This is a genomic window from Luteimonas panaciterrae, assembly GCF_020511115.1.
Lineage (GTDB): Bacteria > Pseudomonadota > Gammaproteobacteria > Xanthomonadales > Xanthomonadaceae > Luteimonas > Luteimonas panaciterrae.
In genome coordinates, this window is record NZ_JAJAVH010000014.1 from 41054 (window position 1) to 62548 (window position 21495).

Annotated in this window: 15 protein-coding genes; 10 read left to right on the top strand and 5 right to left on the bottom strand. The window is 58.9% G+C overall.

Features of this window, described 5'->3' with window-relative positions; translation table 11 throughout:
* Positions 1-233 precede the first annotated feature (233 nt).
* The gene (locus tag LG367_RS15090) at positions 234-1313 is read right to left on the bottom strand and encodes an alpha/beta fold hydrolase (RefSeq protein WP_226470096.1); all 1080 of its coding nucleotides are present in this window, start codon (positions 1311-1313) and stop codon (positions 234-236) included.
* Positions 1314-1871: 558 nt separating this feature from the next.
* Between LG367_RS15090 and LG367_RS15095 the strand changes: the two genes are divergently transcribed.
* From LG367_RS15095 to dxs, 4 genes are all read left to right on the top strand, one after another.
* Entirely contained in the window at positions 1872-2342 is a 471-nt protein-coding gene (locus tag LG367_RS15095) for an LEA/WHy family protein (RefSeq protein WP_226470097.1), read from the top strand.
* Positions 2343-2430: 88 nt separating this feature from the next.
* Positions 2431-4218, top strand: a complete 1788-nt coding sequence (locus LG367_RS15100) for an acyl-CoA dehydrogenase C-terminal domain-containing protein (RefSeq protein ID WP_226470098.1) — start codon at positions 2431-2433, stop codon at positions 4216-4218.
* 316 nt (positions 4219-4534) lie between these two features.
* Positions 4535-5194, top strand: a complete 660-nt coding sequence (locus LG367_RS15105) for an HNH endonuclease (RefSeq protein ID WP_226470099.1) — start codon at positions 4535-4537, stop codon at positions 5192-5194.
* Between the two features lie 136 nt (positions 5195-5330).
* Entirely contained in the window at positions 5331-7244 is a 1914-nt protein-coding gene (dxs, locus tag LG367_RS15110; protein ID WP_226470100.1) for a 1-deoxy-D-xylulose-5-phosphate synthase, read from the top strand.
* A 12-nt stretch (positions 7245-7256) separates the two neighbouring features.
* On the opposite strand, the gene LG367_RS15115 is transcribed toward dxs, so the two are convergent.
* From LG367_RS15115 to LG367_RS15130, 4 genes are all read right to left on the bottom strand, one after another.
* Positions 7257-8309, bottom strand: a complete 1053-nt coding sequence (locus tag LG367_RS15115) for a TraB/GumN family protein (RefSeq protein ID WP_226470101.1) — start codon at positions 8307-8309, stop codon at positions 7257-7259.
* Between the two features lie 13 nt (positions 8310-8322).
* The gene (locus LG367_RS15120) at positions 8323-8811 is read right to left on the bottom strand and encodes a cupin domain-containing protein (protein WP_226470190.1); all 489 of its coding nucleotides are present in this window, start codon (positions 8809-8811) and stop codon (positions 8323-8325) included.
* Between the two features lie 765 nt (positions 8812-9576).
* Positions 9577-9930, bottom strand: coding sequence for a hypothetical protein (locus LG367_RS15125; protein ID WP_226470102.1), 354 nt, complete (start codon positions 9928-9930; stop codon positions 9577-9579).
* 36 nt (positions 9931-9966) lie between these two features.
* Positions 9967-14583 (bottom strand): RHS repeat-associated core domain-containing protein, encoded by a 4617-nt coding sequence (locus LG367_RS15130; protein ID WP_226470103.1) that lies wholly within the window; start codon positions 14581-14583, stop codon positions 9967-9969.
* A gap of 584 nt (positions 14584-15167) precedes the next feature.
* Here LG367_RS15130 and LG367_RS15135 point away from each other — a divergent pair.
* The 6 genes from LG367_RS15135 (at position 15168) to LG367_RS15155 (ending at position 21481) form a co-directional block, all read left to right on the top strand.
* Positions 15168-15431, top strand: coding sequence for a helix-turn-helix transcriptional regulator (locus LG367_RS15135; RefSeq protein WP_226470104.1), 264 nt, complete (start codon positions 15168-15170; stop codon positions 15429-15431).
* 203 nt (positions 15432-15634) lie between these two features.
* Positions 15635-16513, top strand: a complete 879-nt coding sequence (locus LG367_RS15140) for a DUF6387 family protein (protein ID WP_226470105.1) — start codon at positions 15635-15637, stop codon at positions 16511-16513.
* A 167-nt stretch (positions 16514-16680) separates the two neighbouring features.
* Positions 16681-16914 (top strand): helix-turn-helix transcriptional regulator, encoded by a 234-nt coding sequence (locus LG367_RS15145; protein WP_226470106.1) that lies wholly within the window; start codon positions 16681-16683, stop codon positions 16912-16914.
* Entirely contained in the window at positions 16911-17267 is a 357-nt protein-coding gene (locus tag LG367_RS18755) for an FDXHR family putative zinc-binding protein (RefSeq protein WP_425490983.1), read from the top strand. Before LG367_RS15145 ends, LG367_RS18755 begins: the two co-directional genes overlap by 4 nt.
* 817 nt (positions 17268-18084) lie before the next feature.
* A complete protein-coding gene (locus LG367_RS15150; protein WP_226470107.1) occupies positions 18085-19392 on the top strand; it encodes a hypothetical protein in 1308 nt (435 codons plus the stop codon).
* 13 nt (positions 19393-19405) lie between these two features.
* Positions 19406-21481 (top strand): sensor histidine kinase, encoded by a 2076-nt coding sequence (locus LG367_RS15155; protein WP_226470108.1) that lies wholly within the window; start codon positions 19406-19408, stop codon positions 21479-21481.
* The last annotated feature ends 14 nt before the right edge of the window (positions 21482-21495 follow it).

Genomic DNA, 21495 nt, shown 5'->3' on the forward strand with positions numbered 1-21495 from the left:
GTCGCGGGCACTGCCGTTTAGCGTGAATACGCTCATGGTCGCGGCCGCCCTAGATTTCATTTCTCTTCCCCAATGCCATCTTCGGATGGCTTTTTTTTGCGCGTTCGCCTGCTTGGGAAAGCCATTGGTGCGGCGCCGATCACCGCTCTCGACGAAGCGACGCCTGGTCAGGCGTCGCTTCGGAATGAACAGTCGCGCGGACTATCTCCGCTGACTTGATGCAAACGAAAGAGTCAGAATTCGTGAGTGTCGGCAAATTCGCCGATCAGCTGCGCGACCTCATCCGGATGCGACAGCTCCACCCAATGTCCGGCATCGATGCGCCTGATCAGCGGATAGCGAACCGCCGAACCCAGATCCGTCGCGGTGGATTCCTTGACGTAGGCATCGCGGGTGGGAACGATGATCTGCACGTTCTCGACCGCGATACGATCGTAGGTCGGCGCCAGCAGCCGTTCGGTCACGTTGGCGCGATACAGGTTCACCGCCGCGGCGCCGTCGCCCGACGCGTACGGTTCACGCGTGCCGCCCTCGAGGAAGACCGTGAACTGCAGCAAGGCCTCCGGCAGTCCCAGCGCCCACGCGATCTCCGGCAGCAGCGGCAGATTGAAGAACACGATGTAGGCCGATGCGATCGCCTGCTGGACGAGGTTGCCCCATTGCAGCGGATTGAGCAGATTCCGTCGCAAGGCCTGCCCGGTCAAATCCACACTGGGTCCGGAAATGCTGGTGTACGAAGCGATCCTGCCGGCGAACGATGTCTTGGCCACCGATTCCCAACTCTGCACGGCGCCCCAGTCGTGGCCGACCAGATGCACCTTGCGGCCACCGGCCGTCGCATCGAGCACGGCGCCAAGATCCGCCGACAGCAGTGAAAGCTTGTAGGCGGCCTGCGTCGAAGGATGATCGCTGTTGCCCGAACCGCGTGTGTCGTAGGTGACCACGTGATAGCCGGGCGCCAGTCGCGCGACCACCTGATCCCAAACCTTGGCCGTGTCCGGATAGCCGTGCACCAGCACGACGGTTGGCGCCACCGAAGCATCCGGACCGTACTCGTACACCGCGATGCGGGTGCCATCACTGCTGGTGACGATCTGGTTGCGAGAAGCCGGCACCGCGAGTGTGGCCTGCGTGCGCGCGGCGATGGCTGCCGCCGGCGAATCGCCACCGGATGCTTGCGCCTGCCCCATGGCGGGCACGGCCAACATCATGCCGAGCGCGAACGATGCGAGTGTCCGCGCCAATCCTTTTCCGGCAGGTTCGGATCGTTTCGCGGGCGTGCCCGCGGAATCGTGAATCGTCTGTTTGCTCATGTTTCTTCCTCTATGGATGGAAATCGCGATCGGAAACGATGCTCCAAACGGCCGGATTTCCCTCCACACCAGGCCCCCTGTTGAATGCTTCCACGTGCGATACAGCAACAAACGGAGAATCAAGACGTGGTGAAAGAAGAACGACGATTCACCGCATGACTCAAGAGAAAAATTCATGTCGTGAGCAAAAAGAATCATCATGAATGACGATTCGCACCCGCATGTCGCTTCGCATTGGATGTCTCGATGCCATGCGTCATCGACTTCAAAGGTTTGCAGTCGCGTTCTGTGGCGGACTTTCACATCACGACGACAACACCTTGCCTCGCCCGAGAACGAATCGCGATCGAGCGCGCCCACTCGAGCGCGTGCGTGATCGGTTAGCCGCACGGGCCTGATCGCCCGCCCTCCGTACTCTCACCCCGGTAAAAGTCTGGTGCCCGTTCCCACCCATCCGGCCAGCCCAATCCCTCACTGACTGTGTTCCAAACCGCCCCATACGTCGCGGTATCGTCGTAGTATCCTGCGCCGCATCCCATTCCCAGGTGGACTCCCGGTATGAAGCGCTGGCTGGTGTTCGTGGTGTTCGCGTCGTTGTTGACGGCCTGTGGTGGCGGCCCGGTCCGGCGCGTGTCGGAGCCGGCCGCGAGCATCCAGCAACTCACCGTGCGGGCGGACGGCAGCTGGTCCGTGGATCTGCGGCTGCAGAACTACAGCAGCATCCCGATGCGTTTCGACGCCATCAACCTGACGCTCACCCTCCAGGACCAGTCCGCCGGCGTCCTGCAAGCCAACGCCGGCATCTCGATCGGCCCTGAGTCCGCGGACGTGGTGACCGTCTCCCTGACTCCCTCGTCACTCGCCCGGATCGCCATCGCGGACGCGCTCAGCGACAGGCGCGGCGTGGCCTACTCGCTGGAAGGCACCCTGCAGGCCGTGCCCGAGGAAAAGAAATCCCAGACCTTCACGCTCAAGAAGCGCAACAACACCTTGAACCCCGTTCCCGGCCTGCCCGGCGTGTTGCGCTGACACAACAGAACACCGCACGCCACTGCCGTCGCGTACACCGCCGGCACGGCGCCATCCTCGCCCCTCTTCTCCGATATCCCGACCGATCATGTCCACTTACAACGCACCGCTGAACGACATCCGCTTCACCCTCTTCGACCTGCTCGATGCGGAGGCATTGTTCGCACGCCTTGGCAAGACCGAGGCCACGCGCGACATCGTCGACGCCGTGCTCGAGGAGTCCGCGCGCTTCGCCGAAACGGTGCTCACGCCACTGAACCGCGTCGGTGACGAAATCGGCTGCAAGTACGACAAGGCCACCGGCGCGGTGACCACGCCGCCCGGCTTCAAGCAGGCCTACGAACAGTTCGTCGAAGGCGGCTGGTCGGGGCTGGTGTCGCCGGAGGAATTCGGTGGACAAGGTCTGCCGCACCTGGTCGGCATCCCGCTCGAGGAAATGGTCGACGCGGCCAATCTCGCCTGGGGCAATTTCCCGCTGCTCTCGCACGGCGCCACCACCGCGCTGATGCACCACGGTGAGCCGTGGCAGCAGGACATCTTCCTCAAGCCGCTGATCAGCGGTCAGTGGACCGGCACGATGTGTCTCACCGAACCGCACTGCGGCACCGACCTCGGCCTGCTGAAGACCAAGGCCGTGCCACAGGCCGACGGTACCTACTCGATCAGCGGCACCAAGATCTTCATCACCGCGGGCGAGCACGATCTCACCGACAACATCATCCACCTCGTGCTCGCGCGCCTGCCCGACGCACCGGCCGGCAGCAAGGGCATCTCGCTGTTCATCGTGCCGAAGGTGCGCGTCGCGCGCGACGGCACGCTCGGCGAACGCAACGGCGTGCGCTGCGGCGCGATCGAGCACAAGATGGGCATCCACGGTTCGGCGACCTGCGTGCTCAATCTCGACGAAGCGCAGGGTTATCTGATCGGCCAGCCGCACAAGGGCCTGATGGCGATGTTCACGATGATGAATACCGCGCGCCTGGGAGTCGGCTTGCAGGGTCTCGGCCTCGCCGACCGCGCCTACCAGAATGCGTTGCGCTACGCGCGCGACCGTCTGCAGATGCGTTCGCTCTCCGGCCCGAAATTCCCCGACAAGCCCGCCGACCCGATCATCGTGCATCCCGACGTGCGGCGCATGCTGCTGACGTGCAAGGCGCTGACCGAAGGCGGCCGCGCGCTGAGCTATCACGCCGGAACGCTGGTCGATGTCCTCAACCACAGCAGCGACGAGGCCGAGCGCAAGCAGGCCGACGACCTGCTCGGCTTCCTCACGCCCATCGTCAAGGCCTGCCTCACCGAGTGGGGCGTGGAATCCACGTATCACTCGCTGCAATGCTTCGGCGGCCACGGCTACATCCACGAGCACGGCATGGAACAGCTGGCACGCGACGCCCGCATCACCACGCTGTACGAAGGCACCACCGGCATCCAGGCGCTCGATCTGATGGGACGCAAGATCGCGCAGCTGCAGGGCGCGGGCCTGCGCGTGTTCCTCGGCATGATCGAGGAGTTCTGCAAGGCCAACGAAGGCAACGAGGCGTTGCGCGAATTCGTCGAGCCGCTGCGCGCGAAAGCCGGCGAATGGCAGACGCTGACGCTCGGCGTGGGCAAGCGCGCGATGGCCAATGCGGAAGAAATCGGCGCGGCCGCCTACGACTACCTGTTCTATTCCGGCTACGTGGCGCTGGCCTACTGGTGGGCGCGCAGCGTGGCGGCGGCGGATGCGTCCGCGCAGTCGCAGGCATTCAAGGATGCCAAGCGCGAGACCGCGCGCTTCTACTTCGCCCGTATCCTGCCGCGCACGCTGACGCATGCGGCGGCGATCGAGAGTGGCACGGCGCCGTTGATGGCGATGGATGCCGAACGGTTTGGGTGAGCGACTGCGTTTAGCCGGCGCCACAAGCGCCGGCTGCGGTCGCGAATGCCCGGCCATGGATCTGGAGCCGCGCCGTCAGCGCGGCGACAGGCCCGGGCGATCCGAAGCCATTACCGCACCGCCATGGAAGGCAACACAATCCTTCCAAGCCTCAACAATGAGCTGCCTACATCGATTGCAGCCACAAACACCCAGCACGGATTTGAAACTGAAATTCGCGACAGGATCTCCGGCAACCAGCCACACTCTTCCCGCTATCCAGCTTCCCCGCGCCTATACACAAAAAGTAAACAAAGGCGTATAAGCTATCCCTCCCATGGAGCCTGACAGAGCGAATCTTCGCCTGATCCGGGCCGGGGCCTTCTCGGAACCGGCCGACCTTGCTTCGGCCTTACCACCTCGCTCCCCTGCCCGCCTCGACGCCGTGCGTCTGCTTTCGCTGGACGCGCATGGCCGTGTGCTCGACTGGATGAGCTGGCAGGACGCCACCTGCCTGTACGCCCGCGGCGCGGTCGCCTGGACCCTGGGCGATCCCTGCCTCACCGTGCGCGGCGGCATCTGCCGCGTCACCGGCGAGCGTAGCAGCCTGGAACTGCATCCGATCATCGCCGCGCGCGGGCATGCCCGCCCCTCGGCGCTCGATCCCACGCCGGCGCTGACCAACGCCGCGCTGTTCGCGCGCGATCAGCACCTGTGCCTGTATTGCGGGCGCGACTACCCGCGCCAGATGCTCACCCGCGACCACGTCAAACCGATCTCGCAGGGCGGCCGCGACACCTGGGAGAACGTGGTCTCGGCCTGTTTCCACTGCAACTCGCGCAAGGGCGGGCGCACGCCGCAGCAGGCCTCGATGCCGCTGCTGGCGGTTCCGTACCGCCCGAGCTGGGTGGAGCACCTGATTCTGAGCAACCGCAACATCCTCGCGGACCAGATGGCGTTCCTGAAGAACCATCTGCCCAAGCGCAAGCGGCAGTAACGCCCGCGCTGGCGCCGCGCTCCGCCGCCAACGACGCACTCCTCGACTTCAACCGACCCGCCGCGGCTTAACGGCACGGCCTCCCGTCTGCTCGTTTTCTTGCCCCTCCCCCCGGCCGGGAGGGACAATGGGCAATATGATCGACTCCGCCCGCTATCCGCGCCTCTCGCGCATCGACAGCCCGGCCGACCTGCGCAAGTTCGACGAAGCCGAACTCCCCGCCATCGCCGACGAACTCCGCGCCTATCTGATCGAATCGGTCGGCAAGAGCGGCGGCCATTTCGGCGCCGGGCTCGGCGTGATCGAGCTGACCACCGTCCTGCACTGGCTGTACGAGACGCCTGACGACCGCATCGTCTGGGACGTCGGCCATCAGACCTATCCGCACAAGATCCTCACCGGCCGCCGCGACACCATCCATACCGTCAAGCAGAAGGACGGCGTGGCGCCGTTCCCCAAGCGCGAGGAAAGCGAGTACGACACCTTCGGCGTCGGCCACTCATCGACCTCGATCTCGGCCGCACTGGGCATGGCGATCGCCAACGCGCGCGCCGGCAACGAGCGCAAGGTGGTGGCGGTGATCGGCGACGGCGCGATGACGGCCGGCATGGTCTACGAAGCGCTCAACCATGCCGGCGGCATGGAACCCGAGCCGAGCATGCTGGTGATCCTCAACGACAACCGCATGTCGATCAGCGAAAACGTCGGCGGCATGACCAAGATGCTGGGCCGCATGACCGGCAGCCGCACGCTCAACGCGATCCGCGAGGGCGGCAAGAAGCTGCTCGGCGACAAGCGCAGCAGCGGCACAGCGCGCTTCGTGCGGCGCTGGGAAGAACACTGGAAGGGCATGTTCGTGCCGTCCACGCTGTTCGAGGAAATGGGTTTCCATTACACCGGTCCGATCGACGGCCATGACGTCAAGGCGCTGGTCAGCGCGCTGAAGACGTTGAAGACGTTGAAGGGCCCGCAGCTGCTGCATGTCATCACCACCAAGGGCAAGGGCTACGAGCTCGCCGAGGACGACCAGATCGGCTATCACGCCGTCGGTCCGTTCGATCCGACGCAGGGCGTGGTCGCCAAGACCGGCGCCAAGAAACCCACCTACACCGACATCTTCAGCGACTGGCTCTGCGACATGGCGGCGGCCGATCCGAAGCTGCTCGGCATCACGCCGGCGATGCGCGAAGGCTCGGGGCTCGTGCGTTTCAGCAAGGAATATCCGGATCGCTACTTCGACGTCGCCATCGCCGAACAGCACGCAGTGACGCTCGCCGCCGGCATGGCCTGCGAAGGCGCCAAGCCCGTGGTGGCGATCTACTCGACCTTCCTGCAGCGCGGCTACGACCAGCTCGTGCACGACGTGGCGATCCAGAACCTCGATGTGCTGTTCGCGATCGATCGCGGCGGCGTGGTCGGCCCGGACGGCGCCACGCATGCCGGCAATCTCGACCTCTCCTATTTGCGCTGCGTGCCCAACATGGTGGTGATGGCGCCGAGCGACGAGAACGAATGCCGGCAGATGCTCTCGACCGGCTTCGTTTTCGAAGGGCCGGCCGCGGTGCGCTATCCGCGCGGCACCGGCCCCGGCGTCGCCATCCGCCCGAATCTCGACACGTTGCCGATCGGCAAGGCGGAACTGCGCAAGCGCGGTTCGCGCATCGCCCTGCTCGCCTTCGGCGCGGTCGTGCCGGCGGCGGAGAAAATCGGAGAGGAACTCGGCCTCACCGTGGTCAACATGCGCTTCGTCAAGCCGCTGGATCGCGACCTGATCCTCGAACTGGCCAGGACGCACGAAGGCTTCGTCACGCTGGAAGACAACGTCGTCATGGGCGGCGCCGGTTCCGGCGTGGCCGAACTGCTCAACGCGGAAGGCATCGCGATGCCGGTGCTGCATCTCGGACTGCCGGATGCCTTCCAGCATCACGCCAGTCGCGAGGATCTGCTGGCCGAGGCCGGACTCGATGCCGCCGGCATCCGCAACGCCGTGCTGTCGCGCTGGCCGATGCTGGCAGGAAACGTTCCCACGCTCGCCAGCATGGCGGGCTGAAAAAGAACGCCCCTATTCGACGACTTCGTCGGGCGCCTGCACCGTATAGCCCTTGGCCCGCAAGGCATCGAGATATCCGTTCGGTGCCAGCATCAGGCTGATCGGCAACACCGCGAAAGTCGAAGTGTTGTTGCTCAGCGAGGCCTCGGCGGTCTTCAGCCAGACGGCGCGCATCTGCGCGGGCAGGTCGTGCATGCCCTGCTTGCGCGCCACTTCCGTTTCCGTGAGCGCCGCGGTGCAGGCCGTGAACTGATTCTGCGACGGCAGATCGCGCAGCGCGGCGACATCGCCCACTGCCCAGGCGTTCGCGCGCGCGGCCATGTTTCCGAGATCGCCTTCGATGCGATCCAGCGTCTTGTTGAAACAATCGGAGTCGTTCACCACGCCCTTGGCGAATTCCTTGACCGCGTTCTTGGCATCCTTGATCTTGATCGTGAGCACGGGCTCGGTGATCTTGATCTTGTGTTTCTTCGCCGCCTTCTTCACCACCGGCCAGACGATGCCTGTCTGCACCATGCCGGATTTTTCGATCGCCTTCTCGTACAGCTCCATCGCCGCGAACACGGGCCGCATGCGCTCGACGCCGCGGTCGCTTCCGATGTAGCGCGCCTTCAATACCTGCCAGCGCGCGTATTGCTGCGCGGGCACGACGTCCCGCAGCGTCTTGTCATCCGGAATCTTCGGCGCCTTGAGCAAGGTCGGCAGCATGAACATCGCGCGGAACATGCCAATACCCGTTTCGACCTTCGGATAAGGCGCCGACAGCACTTCCTGCGATGCGGCGACGACGCGCTCCGTCTCGGCCGACTGCCATTCCATTCGCTTCGGCAATGGCGACAGCGTGCCGAGGATCCACATGACATGATCGCCTTTCGACACCTTCCACAAACCGGGGCCGGGCTGCACGCCGGAGACCACGACGGTGTCCATGTCGACGACTTGCGGCTGTTGTTGCGGCTGTTGCTGTGTCGTCGGCGAAGTAGCCAACGGCTGTTGCGCGATGACCGGCGATGCCGTGAGCGCCAGCGACACCGCCGCCAGACAGGCGCAAAGAATTCGACGCATTCGGGTTCCGTCCTCAAGGCGTGGGAAACGCGTGCAAGTGAAGCACGCCCAGCCGTTCGAGTTCGTGAGCGAGCACGCTGCCGTTATCGAGCAGTTCAAATCCCTCCCAGACGAAGCCCGGTGCGACCGTGCAGGCGACCAGGGTGTAGTCGCTCAATGGCCGGGCCGCCTGCCAGGTACCGGCCGGGACGATGACGAGCGGTTGGCTGTTCTCGGCCAGCGCATCGAGGCGGGTGCGGGTGAGCTTCGCGGTCGTAGCATCGTACTGCAGCAGTTCCAGGGCACCGCCCGCCTGCCAGTGCCAGCTTTCCTCGGCGTCGACGCGGTGCCAGTGGCTGTATTCGCCGCGCGCCAGCAGATATTGAATCGCCGTGAGCGCCGGCCGCGGATACCCGCCGTATTCGACCTGCGCGGACGCAGCGTGGATGCGCCGGAAATGCCCGCCTTCCGGATGCGGGGCCAGGTCCAGCGATCGGATCAGATGGGCGGCACGGGCGTGCATGCGGCGATCGTAGCTGTTCGCCAGTGCCGAAAAAGGAAGAGCCCGCACGTGGCGGGCTCTTCCTTTGGGGTAGCCTCTACCGAATAACGCCAAAAAACGTAGAAACTGCGCGGATTCTCCATTTCGTATCTCAGAAGTTGCCCCCAAATATGCCCCCGAAACGCCCTGACTGCAGTGAGATAGTGCGGGACGACTGCGGATGTTCGTCACGGCTCGCCCATCGTCGGCCCCGCCGCAGCTGCCCTGCTGCTTGATCGGTACAGGTCCACTGCTGTCACACGACCCGGTTCGACACTTACGGGGAGCAATCCGAGCAGAAAGGAAGGTTCCCCATGGACACAGAAGGCGGCATAAAGCCGCCTTAGTGTTGCTTGATCTTTCATTCAGGGACTTGCATCTACGTCCACAACTGCCGTCCCCCACGAATGGAGCAAGCCCGCCATATTACGGACCTGTCGATACCGCCCTACCTAATAGTGAACGCAAAGCAAGTACATTCAAGAGAATAAGAAACAGGATTGATTCTGCAACAACTAATAGATATCCCTCGATTAAGCGGGGGACGTCGCTGGTGGCCACCGCGAACGTGACCGCGGCGAACACGATGACAGTGTCGTTCTACAACCCGACAACAGCGGCTGTGGATCTTGGGAGCAGGACAATGCGGGCGAGAGTGTGGAGACCTTGATGGAAAATTTCGTTCAATCAAAAAAAGCCCGCCATCAGTGCGGGCCTTGTTCATCTGCAGTTGGATATTCAGTGAATTCAACCCGCAATATGGTAGGTATAGATTCCTGCCGTTATAGGCTTGTAGCTTGGATCACCATTCTTGGCAGGAGAAAAAGAGGATTGCGGATCCAATATAAATACGCCGTGCTCTTCAACGTGAAATTTAGACGTACTGATGTAAACGCCCTCTGGCCTGCGGGATACCTCTAATGGTTTAAGAGAAGACACCGACGCGGGCCACTTAGACGCCGGAATATCTCCAACCTCATGACCAAGCAAAACCCCGCTGTCCTTAGCTATCTCTTGAGCCTGCTGCAGAGAAACGCTTGGCGCGCACCCCGCAAGGAACATAGAGAAAGCAGCGCATAAAAACCATCCAAAAAGCTTCATATCTTCCTACCCTTAACCAGGGAACAATCGCCCACTCTATTTTGTATGTGGAATACCTTGATCATATGGCGCCCATCTGACATTACTCTGAGCGCCAGGGCAATCTGCTGCGGCCGGATCATCCAAAGGAAGCAACTCATATTCTGTCCCCCATTCATTGCTGTTCTTGGCACCATTTTCCTTTGCCCATCTCTCAAAAGCATCCGCCAAACTCTCCCCCTTCCCAACGCTTTTGGCAAAATTTATGCCTGCGTCATTACTAGGGAGATCTTCTGGCGAAAAACCACTGTGATAGTCATCAAGACCGACAGCCTGCCTAAATGTTTGCCACGATTCTGCGACATAACCCAGCGAGGTTGCGTACCATGAATAGAGATTATTATCAATAATCAGATGAGCAGCTTCTGCAAAGTGCCTGGAATCTACCCATCCGTATGTTGAAGTATAAAAATATCTCTTGTACCCCCGTGGCCCATAAAAATCGCTGATTTCGCTCAAACTCCTTAGTTTAAGCTGCTGATACATAGTAAACCATCCAGTTGCCCCTTTTTTATTAGGGGCTTGTCCTAGTGGGTCCACATGCATGTTTGGTGAATTTTCACCGTAAACGTAAGGATTGATCCCTCCATCCAGCCCAATTGGATCAACTTGCAAGTACTTACCTGTGTTCGAATCATAGTACCGATTGATGTTGTACCAGAATCCGCTCTCCGCATCGTAGTACTGCCCTGGGAAGCCCACATTAAGGCCTCCGATGGCATCAGTCGGCACCGAACGGTTGAAAGCATAGTTGTTTGCCCGCCACCTCACCGCTTTTGCAGCATCGGTCGCAATCTCAGGCCGCCCCAGGTGGTCATTGTGGATGTAGTAAATTTGACCGTTCCGGACCAAGCCGACCAACTCACCGCCGAACCATAGGTAGCTCGTCCATACATCGCCGTTGTCCAAATGCTCGGCTAACAACTGATTCCCCGGCGCATAGGCGTACCGGGTCGTCAACCCTCCCGCGATCTTGGCCACCCGCTCGTTAAAGACATTGTAATTGTAGGCGCCGACCGTGACCCCATTCCTGCTCACCGACTGCAGACGGTTGAAGCCGTTGTAGGTCAAGACAAGTCCGTAGCCACTGGTCGTGTTGCCCACACCGTCGTATCCAAAGGCGGCGGTCTGTCCCCCACCGATGGTGTTCAGGCGGTTGCTGTCACCGGCCACCAGATATGTGTCGGTGCGGCTGGACGTCCCACTCAGTACGGCTTTGGTCCTGTTACCGGTGTTGTCATACGTGTAGGTCCAGATGTCATTGAAACCAGTGCTGAACTTCTGCAGGCGCGAGATGCCGTCGTACTCAAAATCCAGCGTGGTGCCAGAATTGCCGGCATTGGTGACTTTGTCGATACGGTTGTTTTCATCAAAAGCGTAGGTCAGGCTTTGCAGCGGGCCGTTGTCGACGCTAATGGTCGCCACTTGGCCATCCTTGTTATAGCCGATCAGGCGCTTGAGGCCATTGCCATAGGTCCAGCTGCTGGCCGACCCGAAGGGCTCATAAGCAGCACCGGTGATGATGCTGCTCTTGGCCGTTCCCTGAGTCACCGTCATCGACGTCGGTTTGTCCAGGGTGTATCCGTACTCCACCAGAATTTCGTTCGGATAGCGCATCGCGACGAGGCGCCCGGCGGCGTCGTAACCATAGCCGGTGCGATAATTGGTGGTGACGCCCCCGACTGTGATGATTTCATTACGGCGCGCGATCTGGCCATCAGGCATATAGTCGAAATGTGTGTTGGCGTTTGTAGCTGTCGTGTCGCACAACCGGCCCTTTCCGTTCGTACAGGTATCGTAGGCGAAGGTTTGCACCACACCGCCCACCGTACTCTTCGTGACCCGGTTCAAAGCGTCGTATTCATACGTCACCATGACGCTTGCCCCACGAGCGTCGGTGCGTGTCTTGAGGTTGCCGGCACTGTCGTAGGTATAGGTCGTGGTCTTACGATCCGGGCTGACCTCCTGCGTCACATCACCAAAGGCGTTATAGACATACGATGTACTCAGCCCCCGTGGATCTGTGACCTTCTTGACGTTGTCGTACACGTCATACTCATAGGCCGTCTCGGCGTGTATGCCGGCCTCATCCCCAATCGTACTGGCCAAACGATTGAGGGCGTCATAGCTCTGCCGGGTTCGATAGGTGAGCGGATCGGTGATGGTGTCCCGATTGCCGTTCGCGTCATACGTGAAGTTGGTGATGTTGGAGATTGCATCGCCGTCTTCCAGTGCGGTTTGTTGCCCTAACGTATTGAACTCACGCGCGAGCGTGCGCTTCACGGCTCCGGCCACATCTTTTGTGTCTTCCTGCCACCGGTTTCCTGCCTTATCCAAGGTGTAGACAATCTTGTTCTTCGCGCTGTCCTCGATACCGGTCAGTCGATGTGCCGTGTCATAAGTGAGCACGTGGTACGCACCATCCGGGGTTGTGATCTTGCTGACCTGCCCGGTGGTGGAGTACTCGATGCTCGTGATCTGATCATCTGTCTCGACAGCATCGTTGGCGCCGCGAAGTTTACGGGTTGTCAGCCAACCACGCGGGGAATACCCGTAGTCGGTCACAACACCGTTGGCGTCTTTCGCGGAAAGCGGGCGACCCGCACTGTCGTACTTCAGGATTTCAATCACGTGCCCCGCAGCATTGACGACCTTCCAGAGGTCGCCCTTGCGATACGTACAGGTGGAGGGAGATGTACTGCAGTTAGGATCATCGCTGACCCGGTACTGGTAGTTCGTGACATCACTGACATCCGTGCGTGGACCGTCGACTGTTCTCAACAAGCCCACCATCGGACAGACAGTATCGACCGACTCACAATACCCATAAGTCGTGGTGCGAACCGCGTTGATGGCCGTGTCCTTGACGCTCATCGTGAGCGGCTGCAATCGGGCATTACGCGTGATCCGAACCTCCCGATTGCCGACCTTGGTCAGAATGACGCGGTTACTGGCGAGGTCGCGGCGCTCCTCGACAGTGCGACCTTCCGCCTTGCCATAGGCTTCTTCCACGGTATGGGTGCTGGCCGGCAGATTGGTGACGGGGTCCGTCATCTCACCATAAGAGTGCTGTGTTTCAATGTTCTTTCGGTCGATAACGACCTTCAAGCGGCGGCGAAAATCTCCCGATTCGTCGTAATAGGTTCGCTTGATCGTCCCCGCGCTATTTTGCGTATCGTCCACCTTGCGGGGCAGCCCTGTGGCGCTCGTCGCGGTCAGGCTGTAATCCGTCTGTAGCCCTAGGGCATCCGTGATCAGCGCGCCTCCTGCAGTGGTGTAGCTCAGCACCAGCTTGTCTACGTCACCAGCCAGCTTGCTGGTCGCGATCCTGCCCATGGTGTCGTACTCGAACCAAGCATAGCGCTGATTGTCTTCTGCGGTGATCCCCGTCAGGCTGAGGGGGAAGTTGGAATTCTCATAGTGATAAGCACGGAAACTACCTCCGGGATAGCTTGCGGTTTTCACCTGGCCTGTCGTGGTATAGCCATAGGTCACCAGGGTTGCGCCGCCCGATGCAATTGTTTGGATGACCGTGGTGTCAGGACTCGCCCCATAACCGATAACCAGCGCGCGCCCAGTTGAATGCGTGATGGTGACGAGACGGCTACGATTGTCATAGGCGTAGACAAGCGATGTTCCATCTTCGAAATCCTGCCGTTTCAACTGGCCATTCGGCGCGAAGGTCAATACCTTGTCGGAACGATAGAGCTTCCAGTCAGTACCGCTCGCTGCGATACGGTCCCCGCCCCCATCGAAGGCTTCATAGACGGTGCCGATCTTCTTGAAGGGGATTTGTGTCCCATCCACATCAATCAACCCGATTAACACCGTGGCATCCGATGAGCTTTTATCCGGCCCCATCGTCAATTGGATGTTGTGAGAATTCGTCCAGCCGGAGCCGAAGCCACCACGCGCCGTGGACGTCGACGAATGATAAGTACGGCTGAAGGTGATCCAACCCAGATCAACATCCGTCTCAGTCCCCGACTTATCGCCAGTAGCTGGATTGCAGCCGCCTGGAGAGTCGCAGTTGCTTACTAGCGGCTCGGACCAATAGAACAAATAGTTTGCGAATGCGGTCTCCGTGGCTTGTTGCATACCGCAGGCATTCAACTCCGGGCGCCATTCCATGATGGCGGTGTTGGGGCAATCGACGGACCGGGTCCGTTGTGCGTATGCACCACTGTTCACCAAAGGGCTGCACGACGAACCTGCAACGATATAACGGGTGATCGTGTACGTCCGGTCCTCGCCTTCGTTTTCACCGTTGGCTCCGGTGCCAGCTCCGCCTCCCGGGATACCAACCCATTGGCCATTCCCGACCACGGTCGTTGCAGAACACCCCGCACCCGGCGGATTGGCATTCTTCATCGCCTGGATCATCGCGTCTTCGGATGCGTAATTCGTGCTGCCCCAAAGATAGGCCCAGGGCGTTCTGTTCACATCTACCGGTTTCAACCGGTAGTTGTAGAGAGTCTTGTTGGGAGTGGTGATCTGGTCTTTCACTTCAAACGTGAAAGCGCCATATTGCTGTTTGTCCTGAAACAGATTCTCAATGTCGATCTGTACGTCACGTTCTTTTAAGCGCTGAGTCGATGGCATGACCTTGCTCAACCATCCTTTTGTTACCTCCTGCGCGAGCGCGGATGGCGCTAATGACACAGCCATCAAGACGGCAAACAACAGCCCCCACCTCGGGTATGACTTCCGATGACTTCTACTCATTTCCAAACCCCTTATTGACCAGCGCCAAGATCGACACGATGCACCGAACCCACCTTTCCTCTTCGAACGGTCTACCGCCACGCCACCAAATCTCGCCCCGACTTCGCCATCATCCTCTTATGACAACAAGCTATCTGACGATCTCAGCGCTCCTAAGAAACCGCATTACCGCCCCCATCTAAAGACGGCTGAGAGCGCCAGATTCCGTCATTGCTTAGAAGAAGGGCCCTCCTCTCGCATCGTTCAGATATCGCCAGATCCCGCTTTCGCCACTAGTTTTGAGGATGACGATACTAAGTACCTCTCGCACTCAGAATTTGGCATGTCATGCTGTAGGAGAAATCCGAACTGGCTGAATACGCGAGCGTCCCTCCTTGTCTCTTTTGACGCCTTAACCATTGGCAGCTGCCTGTTAGCCATCATGTGACTTATAGTCCGTGGATCAATAAGCCAATTCACTCCACCTTGTCAAGGTGGACATCACCCCATTCGTCGGCCCCGCCTTCCGTCAGCTTCGCGAGCGCGCGAACTTGAGCCAGGAAGGCTTTGCCCTAGAGGCTGGCCTAGACCGGACCTATGTCAGCGGCATCGAGCGCGGCGTCAGGAACCCGTCCCTCAAGTCCATGCAACGCCTTGCTGAGACGTTGGGGGTCTCGCTGGATAAGGTGTTTGTCTTGGCTGCGCGGCTGGCGAAAGAGCAAGCGTCATCACGAACAGGTAGGCAAGGCCGCACCTGATTCATCGTTACCCCTGTAGTCGTCCGAGATGTATTGAACCGTATCGGCATCTCATGCGACGAGACGGGATTCCTTATGATGAAAGAACACCGGGAACATGACCTCCGGTGTGGATTCGTATCGCCGCACCTAGCCCGACGGGGCGAAAAACCGGTCCACCCTGCCGGTCTGGTGCGGCGTCTTTCTAGGGGGGCGAGGGGCGCATGGAAAAGATCAAGCACGTTGGGAACTTGCCGCAATGGTTCAACATCTCCAAATTCCAATTCTTGAGAAATGCAGACGCGGTCGTTTGGGCTGACGTACTCGGCACACTTCTTAGTCTCCGGGAATTTAATTGGTCGGCGTCCGGCTATGACAAAGCAGCTATCAATGAAATATTTGCAGAATTGGAAATTTTCGATGCCGCAGATACAGCATGGGATCGGCCTTGGCTAAGCTATACGACGGATCCTGATAATTTTCGCTTCCGCAGCGTCGGCGCGCTGAGTGTCAGTGTGGTCGCTTATATGGCTTTGGAGTTGGAACAGATTCCAGAAGCAAAACCAATTATTGAATATCGCCGCTTGGCTTTAGATGTGGCCAATGGGAAGCGCGTGCGTCGCAAACCTCGCATGAGCATCGAATCCGTCGAGTATGGTAAGCGCCCATTCTTCATGGCGCTGCGCGAAGCAATGAAAAAGAATGGCGATCCCAAGCAACTGACCACAAGCCGCGCAATCTGGGTGGATATGGACCTGCCAGATGCAATTTTGATTGAAGACTTTAAAGCATGGTTGGCCGCTTCGAGAAGGCTCGATTTTCACCGAGCGGCAACAAAAGCCTTTACACGTCATGACTTCGCCAAGTGGTATGACGATGCCTATGTGCCGCTTGCATTAGTTTTGTCTTGGGCGCGTGCAACGGGGGTTGACATCACAAACGGAGTGCTCGCTGATGCGTTGTATCCGACTCGACGAATAGACTCCGACAAGATGCGGCGCACGATCCGGCCAGCCTGCGAAGAATGGCTCTGCAACGAAACGAGGCTTGCCTTGGCAGCTCAAGCGGCAAAAGAGGACGAGCAAAATTTGCCGACAAAATAGGGCAGCCTAACTTTGTAGGCATAGACAAGGACTAGCTAGCTTGCTGGCAAAGTTAGGCGGTGGAAATTTGCCTTCCACCTGAACAGCCAATCGTAGACCTTCTCTATCGCTGCATCTCGCAGTGCCCGCTGCCGTCCGGTACGGGTGATCGATTGAGAACAAAAACGATGACTGAAAGCCTGTTTCTTCAACCTCCCACGGGGGGCTTGACCCTTGAACGTCTGCCGAACGTGCTTGCACGCACTGGCCTGTCCCGCGCCGTCATCTACCGGCGCATCGCTTCCGGTGAATTTCCGGCCCCCGTCAAACTCGGCGAGCGCGCCTCCGCGTGGGATGCCCGCGAGGTGGACCGCTGGATTGCTGAGCGCATTGCCGTGCGCGATGCGACGGGGGCCACATGAGCCGGCTTCCGGGGGGATGTCCCCTAACTATTGGTCCTGAGAACAGGAACCCTTCTTCGGTCTCGATCGGCCTGCGGCTCACTGGCAATCGTTGTCAGTGCGCCGCCTGCGGTCTGCTGTTCTCCAGCGTCCGGGAGTTCGACCGGCACCGGACCGGCGCCTATGCGCGGCCGGGAGAGTTAACCCACAAGCGCCGATGTCTCACCCCAACCGAACTTGCCGAACTGGGGTGGCGAACGAACGCCCAAGGCTTCTGGATGCAACCCCGTCCAGGACATGCGCCGGTAAGGGTAGAAGCCCCATCTAGCCCCACACCCGCTATAGGCGTACAGGGGAGCCGCTATGGCCCGTAAACCCAAGCCCGGCGCGGACCGCTGGGCGGATATCAAGGGTGGCATGGCGTTCGTTGTGCCGGTGCAACTGACTAGGCACGAGAGCTGGCGGCTCATGTCACCCTGGGCACACAAGCTAGTAGCGGACTTGTCTACCCAGTACACCGGGTACAACAACGGTTATCTGTGCGCCGCTTGGACCTTAATGAAGAAGCGAGGCTGGAAGTCCCGCACAACCCTAGCCAAAGCCTGTGCGGAGCTGGAACACTATCGAGTCATCGAACGCACCCAGCAGGGCGGCAGGAACCGGCCGAACCTCTACGCCTTCACCTGGAGACGTATTGATCGGATCGAGGGCCGCCCCTTGGATGTGGGAGCAACTCTTACATCCAGCAATGCATGGGATGCGCCCCTGGTCCCTTTCCGCTATAGACCAAAATTCAGATCTTCATGCCCACTCAATGGGCTAGAGAGCCAATGACAGGCCCAGCGGATGGATTCAGTGTGGCCATCTATTGGGCTTAAGAATGATTACAAGCCCAGCCAGCGGGCCTATGAGTAGGTAAAAAACACTTCGCCTTGACCACCTACTGGACACCTAATAATTGTTACCAGTACATAGAGCCGTGAGTGTTAGTAGTACGCACTAGCTCATGGCTGGATGACCGCTGCCCGCCAAAAGCGAACACTGACGGGCTAAGGTCGCGGCTTGCAATTGTGCCCTCACGCACTGAAGCCCGCTGATCCATTGTCCAGACCTCGTTCTCGCCATGCTTGCTGAGGCCAGGCCTAATCGGCAAAATGCCACAATGGCGACTTTTAGCCTTGGCCGATATCAATGAACGGCGAAACCCGGTTGGCCAAATTTGCGGATGCCCTTACGAAGAAGGGAGCGAAGCCGTCCAGTGGACAGGATGTAAAGAGTACGACCGATCATGCCCTGATAAACGGCCATGCAAATGACATGGTCTATAAGCTGCTGCCACGCAAAGATAGGCGTGTGCATGGTGTGTTTTTCTCGGGTTCAACGTGGGCACGAGCCCTCGTGGAACAGTTGAACATTGAACAATGGTCACGATTCCTGGACCCAAGTGCAGGCACGGGCGATCTCCTTCTGGAAATCTGTAAGGGCTTGCCGCTAGAAGAGACCTCAACTCTCACAATCAAAGCTTGGGAGAAACGTCTCGGTGCGATTGATCTCCGGGAATCCTTCCTAAGGATTGCGTGGGCACGAATCCAAGCTTTGGCGATGACTCGTCATAGAGAAACGATAGACACATCACATTTCAGGCCACTCCCGCGAAGTTTTCGCGCTGGGAACTTATTCACAACGCCTTTGACGTTGCATTCCGGCGATTGCTTGGTCATGAACCCGCCGTATCAGCGCATGTTAGCGGGCCGTGATAGCTACGTCGGCGCGGGGAAGCGATCTGCGGCCGCTCTCCACGTCGAATACGTATTGCGTTCAGCACCAGAAAATGTCGGCCTGATCGCCCTCGTTCCTGATGTTCTCCGTAGCGGAAGCTCGTATAAGGGCTTTCGCGAAGCACTCAGAAATCGCATGGAAATTACGAGCTTCAACGGACACGGAAGTTTTGGCGGAGATGCCGATATTGATGTGGCGATCCTTCGCGCGGTAACGAAGAGCCTTGCAGTGAAAGTCTCTGCAGTGGAGCTTCTTACGCCCAGCCAAAAATCTACTGGAACCCTGGAGAAGGTGGCGGATCTTTGCAGTGTTGGCGTCGGACCGGTGGTCCCACACCGGACCGAAGAAACAGGAAGGCCACACGGATATCTGACTGCGAGAAATTCGCCGATCTGGGGGGCAGTCGAGACGCCTACAGAGAAAGCACGGTTTGAAGCACGCCTGCAAAATGGTCCATTTGTGGTTGTGCGTCGAACATCCAGCCCAAAAGACAAGCAGCGCGCACGCGCGACACTCGTCCGCGGCAAGGGACCATGGCTGGTCGAAAATCACCTGCTGGTGATTAGTCCTCGGAGCGGAACGATCAAGGACTGCCAGAAGATCATTAAGAATTTCAAGGATTTCCGCACAGATGAATGGCTAAACCATCACATCCGTTGTCGCCATCTCACAGTTGAAGCGATTGCGTCCGTGCCAATCTGGGATGGCGAGCAGGCTTAGGGGCAGCATAATCATGATTCCAGCATCAAGCAGCTTTCGTTTCGCTCCCTCTATCCTGACACGGCTGGGCGAAGAACTGGTTCCCAATCTTGACCAAGCGATTATCGAGCTTATTCGAAACGCCTACGATGCTGACGCCTCACTCTGCACGATCGAGCTTAAGGATGTAAAGCAGCCTGGGGGGACAATTGTGCTCTCAGACGACGGCATCGGAATGCGGGTAGACGACATTAGGAATGGCTGGCTGATACTTGGTGGATCATCCAAGGAAAGCAGCAAGCTCACGCCCATCCGCGGTCGACGCACTGTTGGAGACAAGGGATTAGGCCGTCTCGCTGCGCTGCGCGCAGGCGCTAAAGCGCTGATGATCACTCGGCACATGGATGAAAACGAGGCTTATGCTGTAGAGGTCGATTGGAAGAATTTTGAATCCGTTCGTGTTGTCGAAGATGTTGTCCTGCCCATCACGCTTGCTGAGCGGGATAGCCCAGGCACGACCATCACGTTGACAGGAATAAGACGTGCACTTAACCGTGCGGAGGTCGATCGACTTGGACGCAGCATTGTGCTTCTCACAAGTCCTTTCGACGGAGGAAGCGACTTTCGCGTGAATTTGACAGCCCCTGAGTATCCGGAGCTCGAAGCACGTGTCAGGAATGCATATCTGGAGGACGCTGAGTTCATCCTGCGCGCCGAGATACGCGATGACGGTACGGCGTTCGCAGAGGTACGTGATTGGAAGAATATACTTCTTTACAGTGCGGAAGCCCCCGATTGGCTTCCCCGACAGCCCGCCAGCGAAGCTAAGTACAACGCTCCGAGAACGATCTTTGAACTCTACAATTTCGTTTTCAATAAGAATGCATTTGCTGGCAGATCGTCGACGATTGGCGAGGTCAGGCAATGGCTGAAACTCGTGGGCGGTGTTCATTTCTATCATCGCCATTTTCGAGTTCCTCCATACGGTGATCCTGGTCACGACTGGCTTGACATGAACCTGGCTCGTGCTCGAAGCCCAGAGGAACGGCCATCGACCAACAACAGCGTTGGGCGCGTTGTTGTTGACGATCCTGACGGCATTCTGCGCCAGAAGACAGATCGTTTCGGATTTATCGAAAGCGAAGAATTTTTAGAAATTAGGCGCTTCGCCAAGAACGCTCTTGAATGGTTCGCCAGACGCCGCCTGCGCGATGCTGAGGCGCGTCGGGACCTCGAGAAAGAAGAGATGCGCCGGGGACCTACCGAGGCTAGAGCGGATCTGGAAAGATCGATCACCAGGGCTATGCCGGCGCAAGAACAGGAACGCGCGATCAGGGCGCTTGATCGCATGCAGCAGACCTTTGAGAAGGCTCTAAAATCTACTCGCGACGATCTCGTTCTTTATCGTTCCCTGGCTACTGCAGGCACAACTGCCGCTGTATTTGCCCATGAAGTTGGGAAACCAATTCGTACTATTGCCGGCTCCCAGAAGAGTATTCGACACCGCGTAAAATCTCTTAAGCCAGCAAGGACCGTCGAGAGGCTAATCCCGGCTCTGGATCGAATCGTGAGTGCATCTAACCGTCTAACGCGCTTCGCAGGAATGCAGATCGATTTTCTTAAGCGCGAGAAGCGCCGACACGGCGCTGTGGATGTTAACAAGGTTATCCACCAACTTCATGATCTCTGGCAACCAGTACTGCGCGACGCCAAGATCGTTTTGCACTTCGAGCCGCACGATGTAGAGAGTGCCGTAATGTTTGGCGCTGAAGCACTGGTGGAAACAATCATCACCAATTGCTTAACAAACGCTGTAAGTGCGTTTGAGCAACCGGGTGCCCGTACTAAGGACCGTCAGGTGCATCTACGGGCTATTGCCGAAGGCAACACTGTTGCCATAGAGATTGAAGATAACGGTCCGGGCATATCGATGGATATTGCTGATATCTGGCTTCCCGGAAAGACCACTCGTCCGGAAGGAACAGGGTTCGGCTTGACAATCGCTAAGGACTCGGCACTCGACCTCAGCGGGACCTATGCCGCATCCAACACGCCTGACGGAGGAGCCAAGTTTCGCTTTGTTTTTCCTCTCATGTCCAACTACAGCTAATTGGAACTGCCATC

Coding starts and splice junctions, on each gene's coding strand:
- LG367_RS15115 (WP_226470101.1), bottom strand. CDS start 8,309: ATGCGTCGAATTCTTTGCGCCTGTCTGGCGGCGGTGTCGCTGGCGCTC.
- LG367_RS15140 (WP_226470105.1), top strand. CDS start 15,635: ATGGAAAAGATCAAGCACGTTGGGAACTTGCCGCAATGGTTCAACATC.
- LG367_RS15155 (WP_226470108.1), top strand. CDS start 19,406: ATGATTCCAGCATCAAGCAGCTTTCGTTTCGCTCCCTCTATCCTGACA.
- LG367_RS15150 (WP_226470107.1), top strand. CDS start 18,085: ATGAACGGCGAAACCCGGTTGGCCAAATTTGCGGATGCCCTTACGAAG.
- LG367_RS18755 (WP_425490983.1), top strand. CDS start 16,911: ATGAGCCGGCTTCCGGGGGGATGTCCCCTAACTATTGGTCCTGAGAAC.
- LG367_RS15090 (WP_226470096.1), bottom strand. CDS start 1,313: ATGAGCAAACAGACGATTCACGATTCCGCGGGCACGCCCGCGAAACGA.
- LG367_RS15120 (WP_226470190.1), bottom strand. CDS start 8,811: ATGCACGCCCGTGCCGCCCATCTGATCCGATCGCTGGACCTGGCCCCG.
- LG367_RS15100 (WP_226470098.1), top strand. CDS start 2,431: ATGTCCACTTACAACGCACCGCTGAACGACATCCGCTTCACCCTCTTC.
- LG367_RS15125 (WP_226470102.1), bottom strand. CDS start 9,930: ATGAAGCTTTTTGGATGGTTTTTATGCGCTGCTTTCTCTATGTTCCTT.
- dxs (WP_226470100.1), top strand. CDS start 5,331: ATGATCGACTCCGCCCGCTATCCGCGCCTCTCGCGCATCGACAGCCCG.
- LG367_RS15145 (WP_226470106.1), top strand. CDS start 16,681: ATGACTGAAAGCCTGTTTCTTCAACCTCCCACGGGGGGCTTGACCCTT.
- LG367_RS15095 (WP_226470097.1), top strand. CDS start 1,872: ATGAAGCGCTGGCTGGTGTTCGTGGTGTTCGCGTCGTTGTTGACGGCC.
- LG367_RS15105 (WP_226470099.1), top strand. CDS start 4,535: ATGGAGCCTGACAGAGCGAATCTTCGCCTGATCCGGGCCGGGGCCTTC.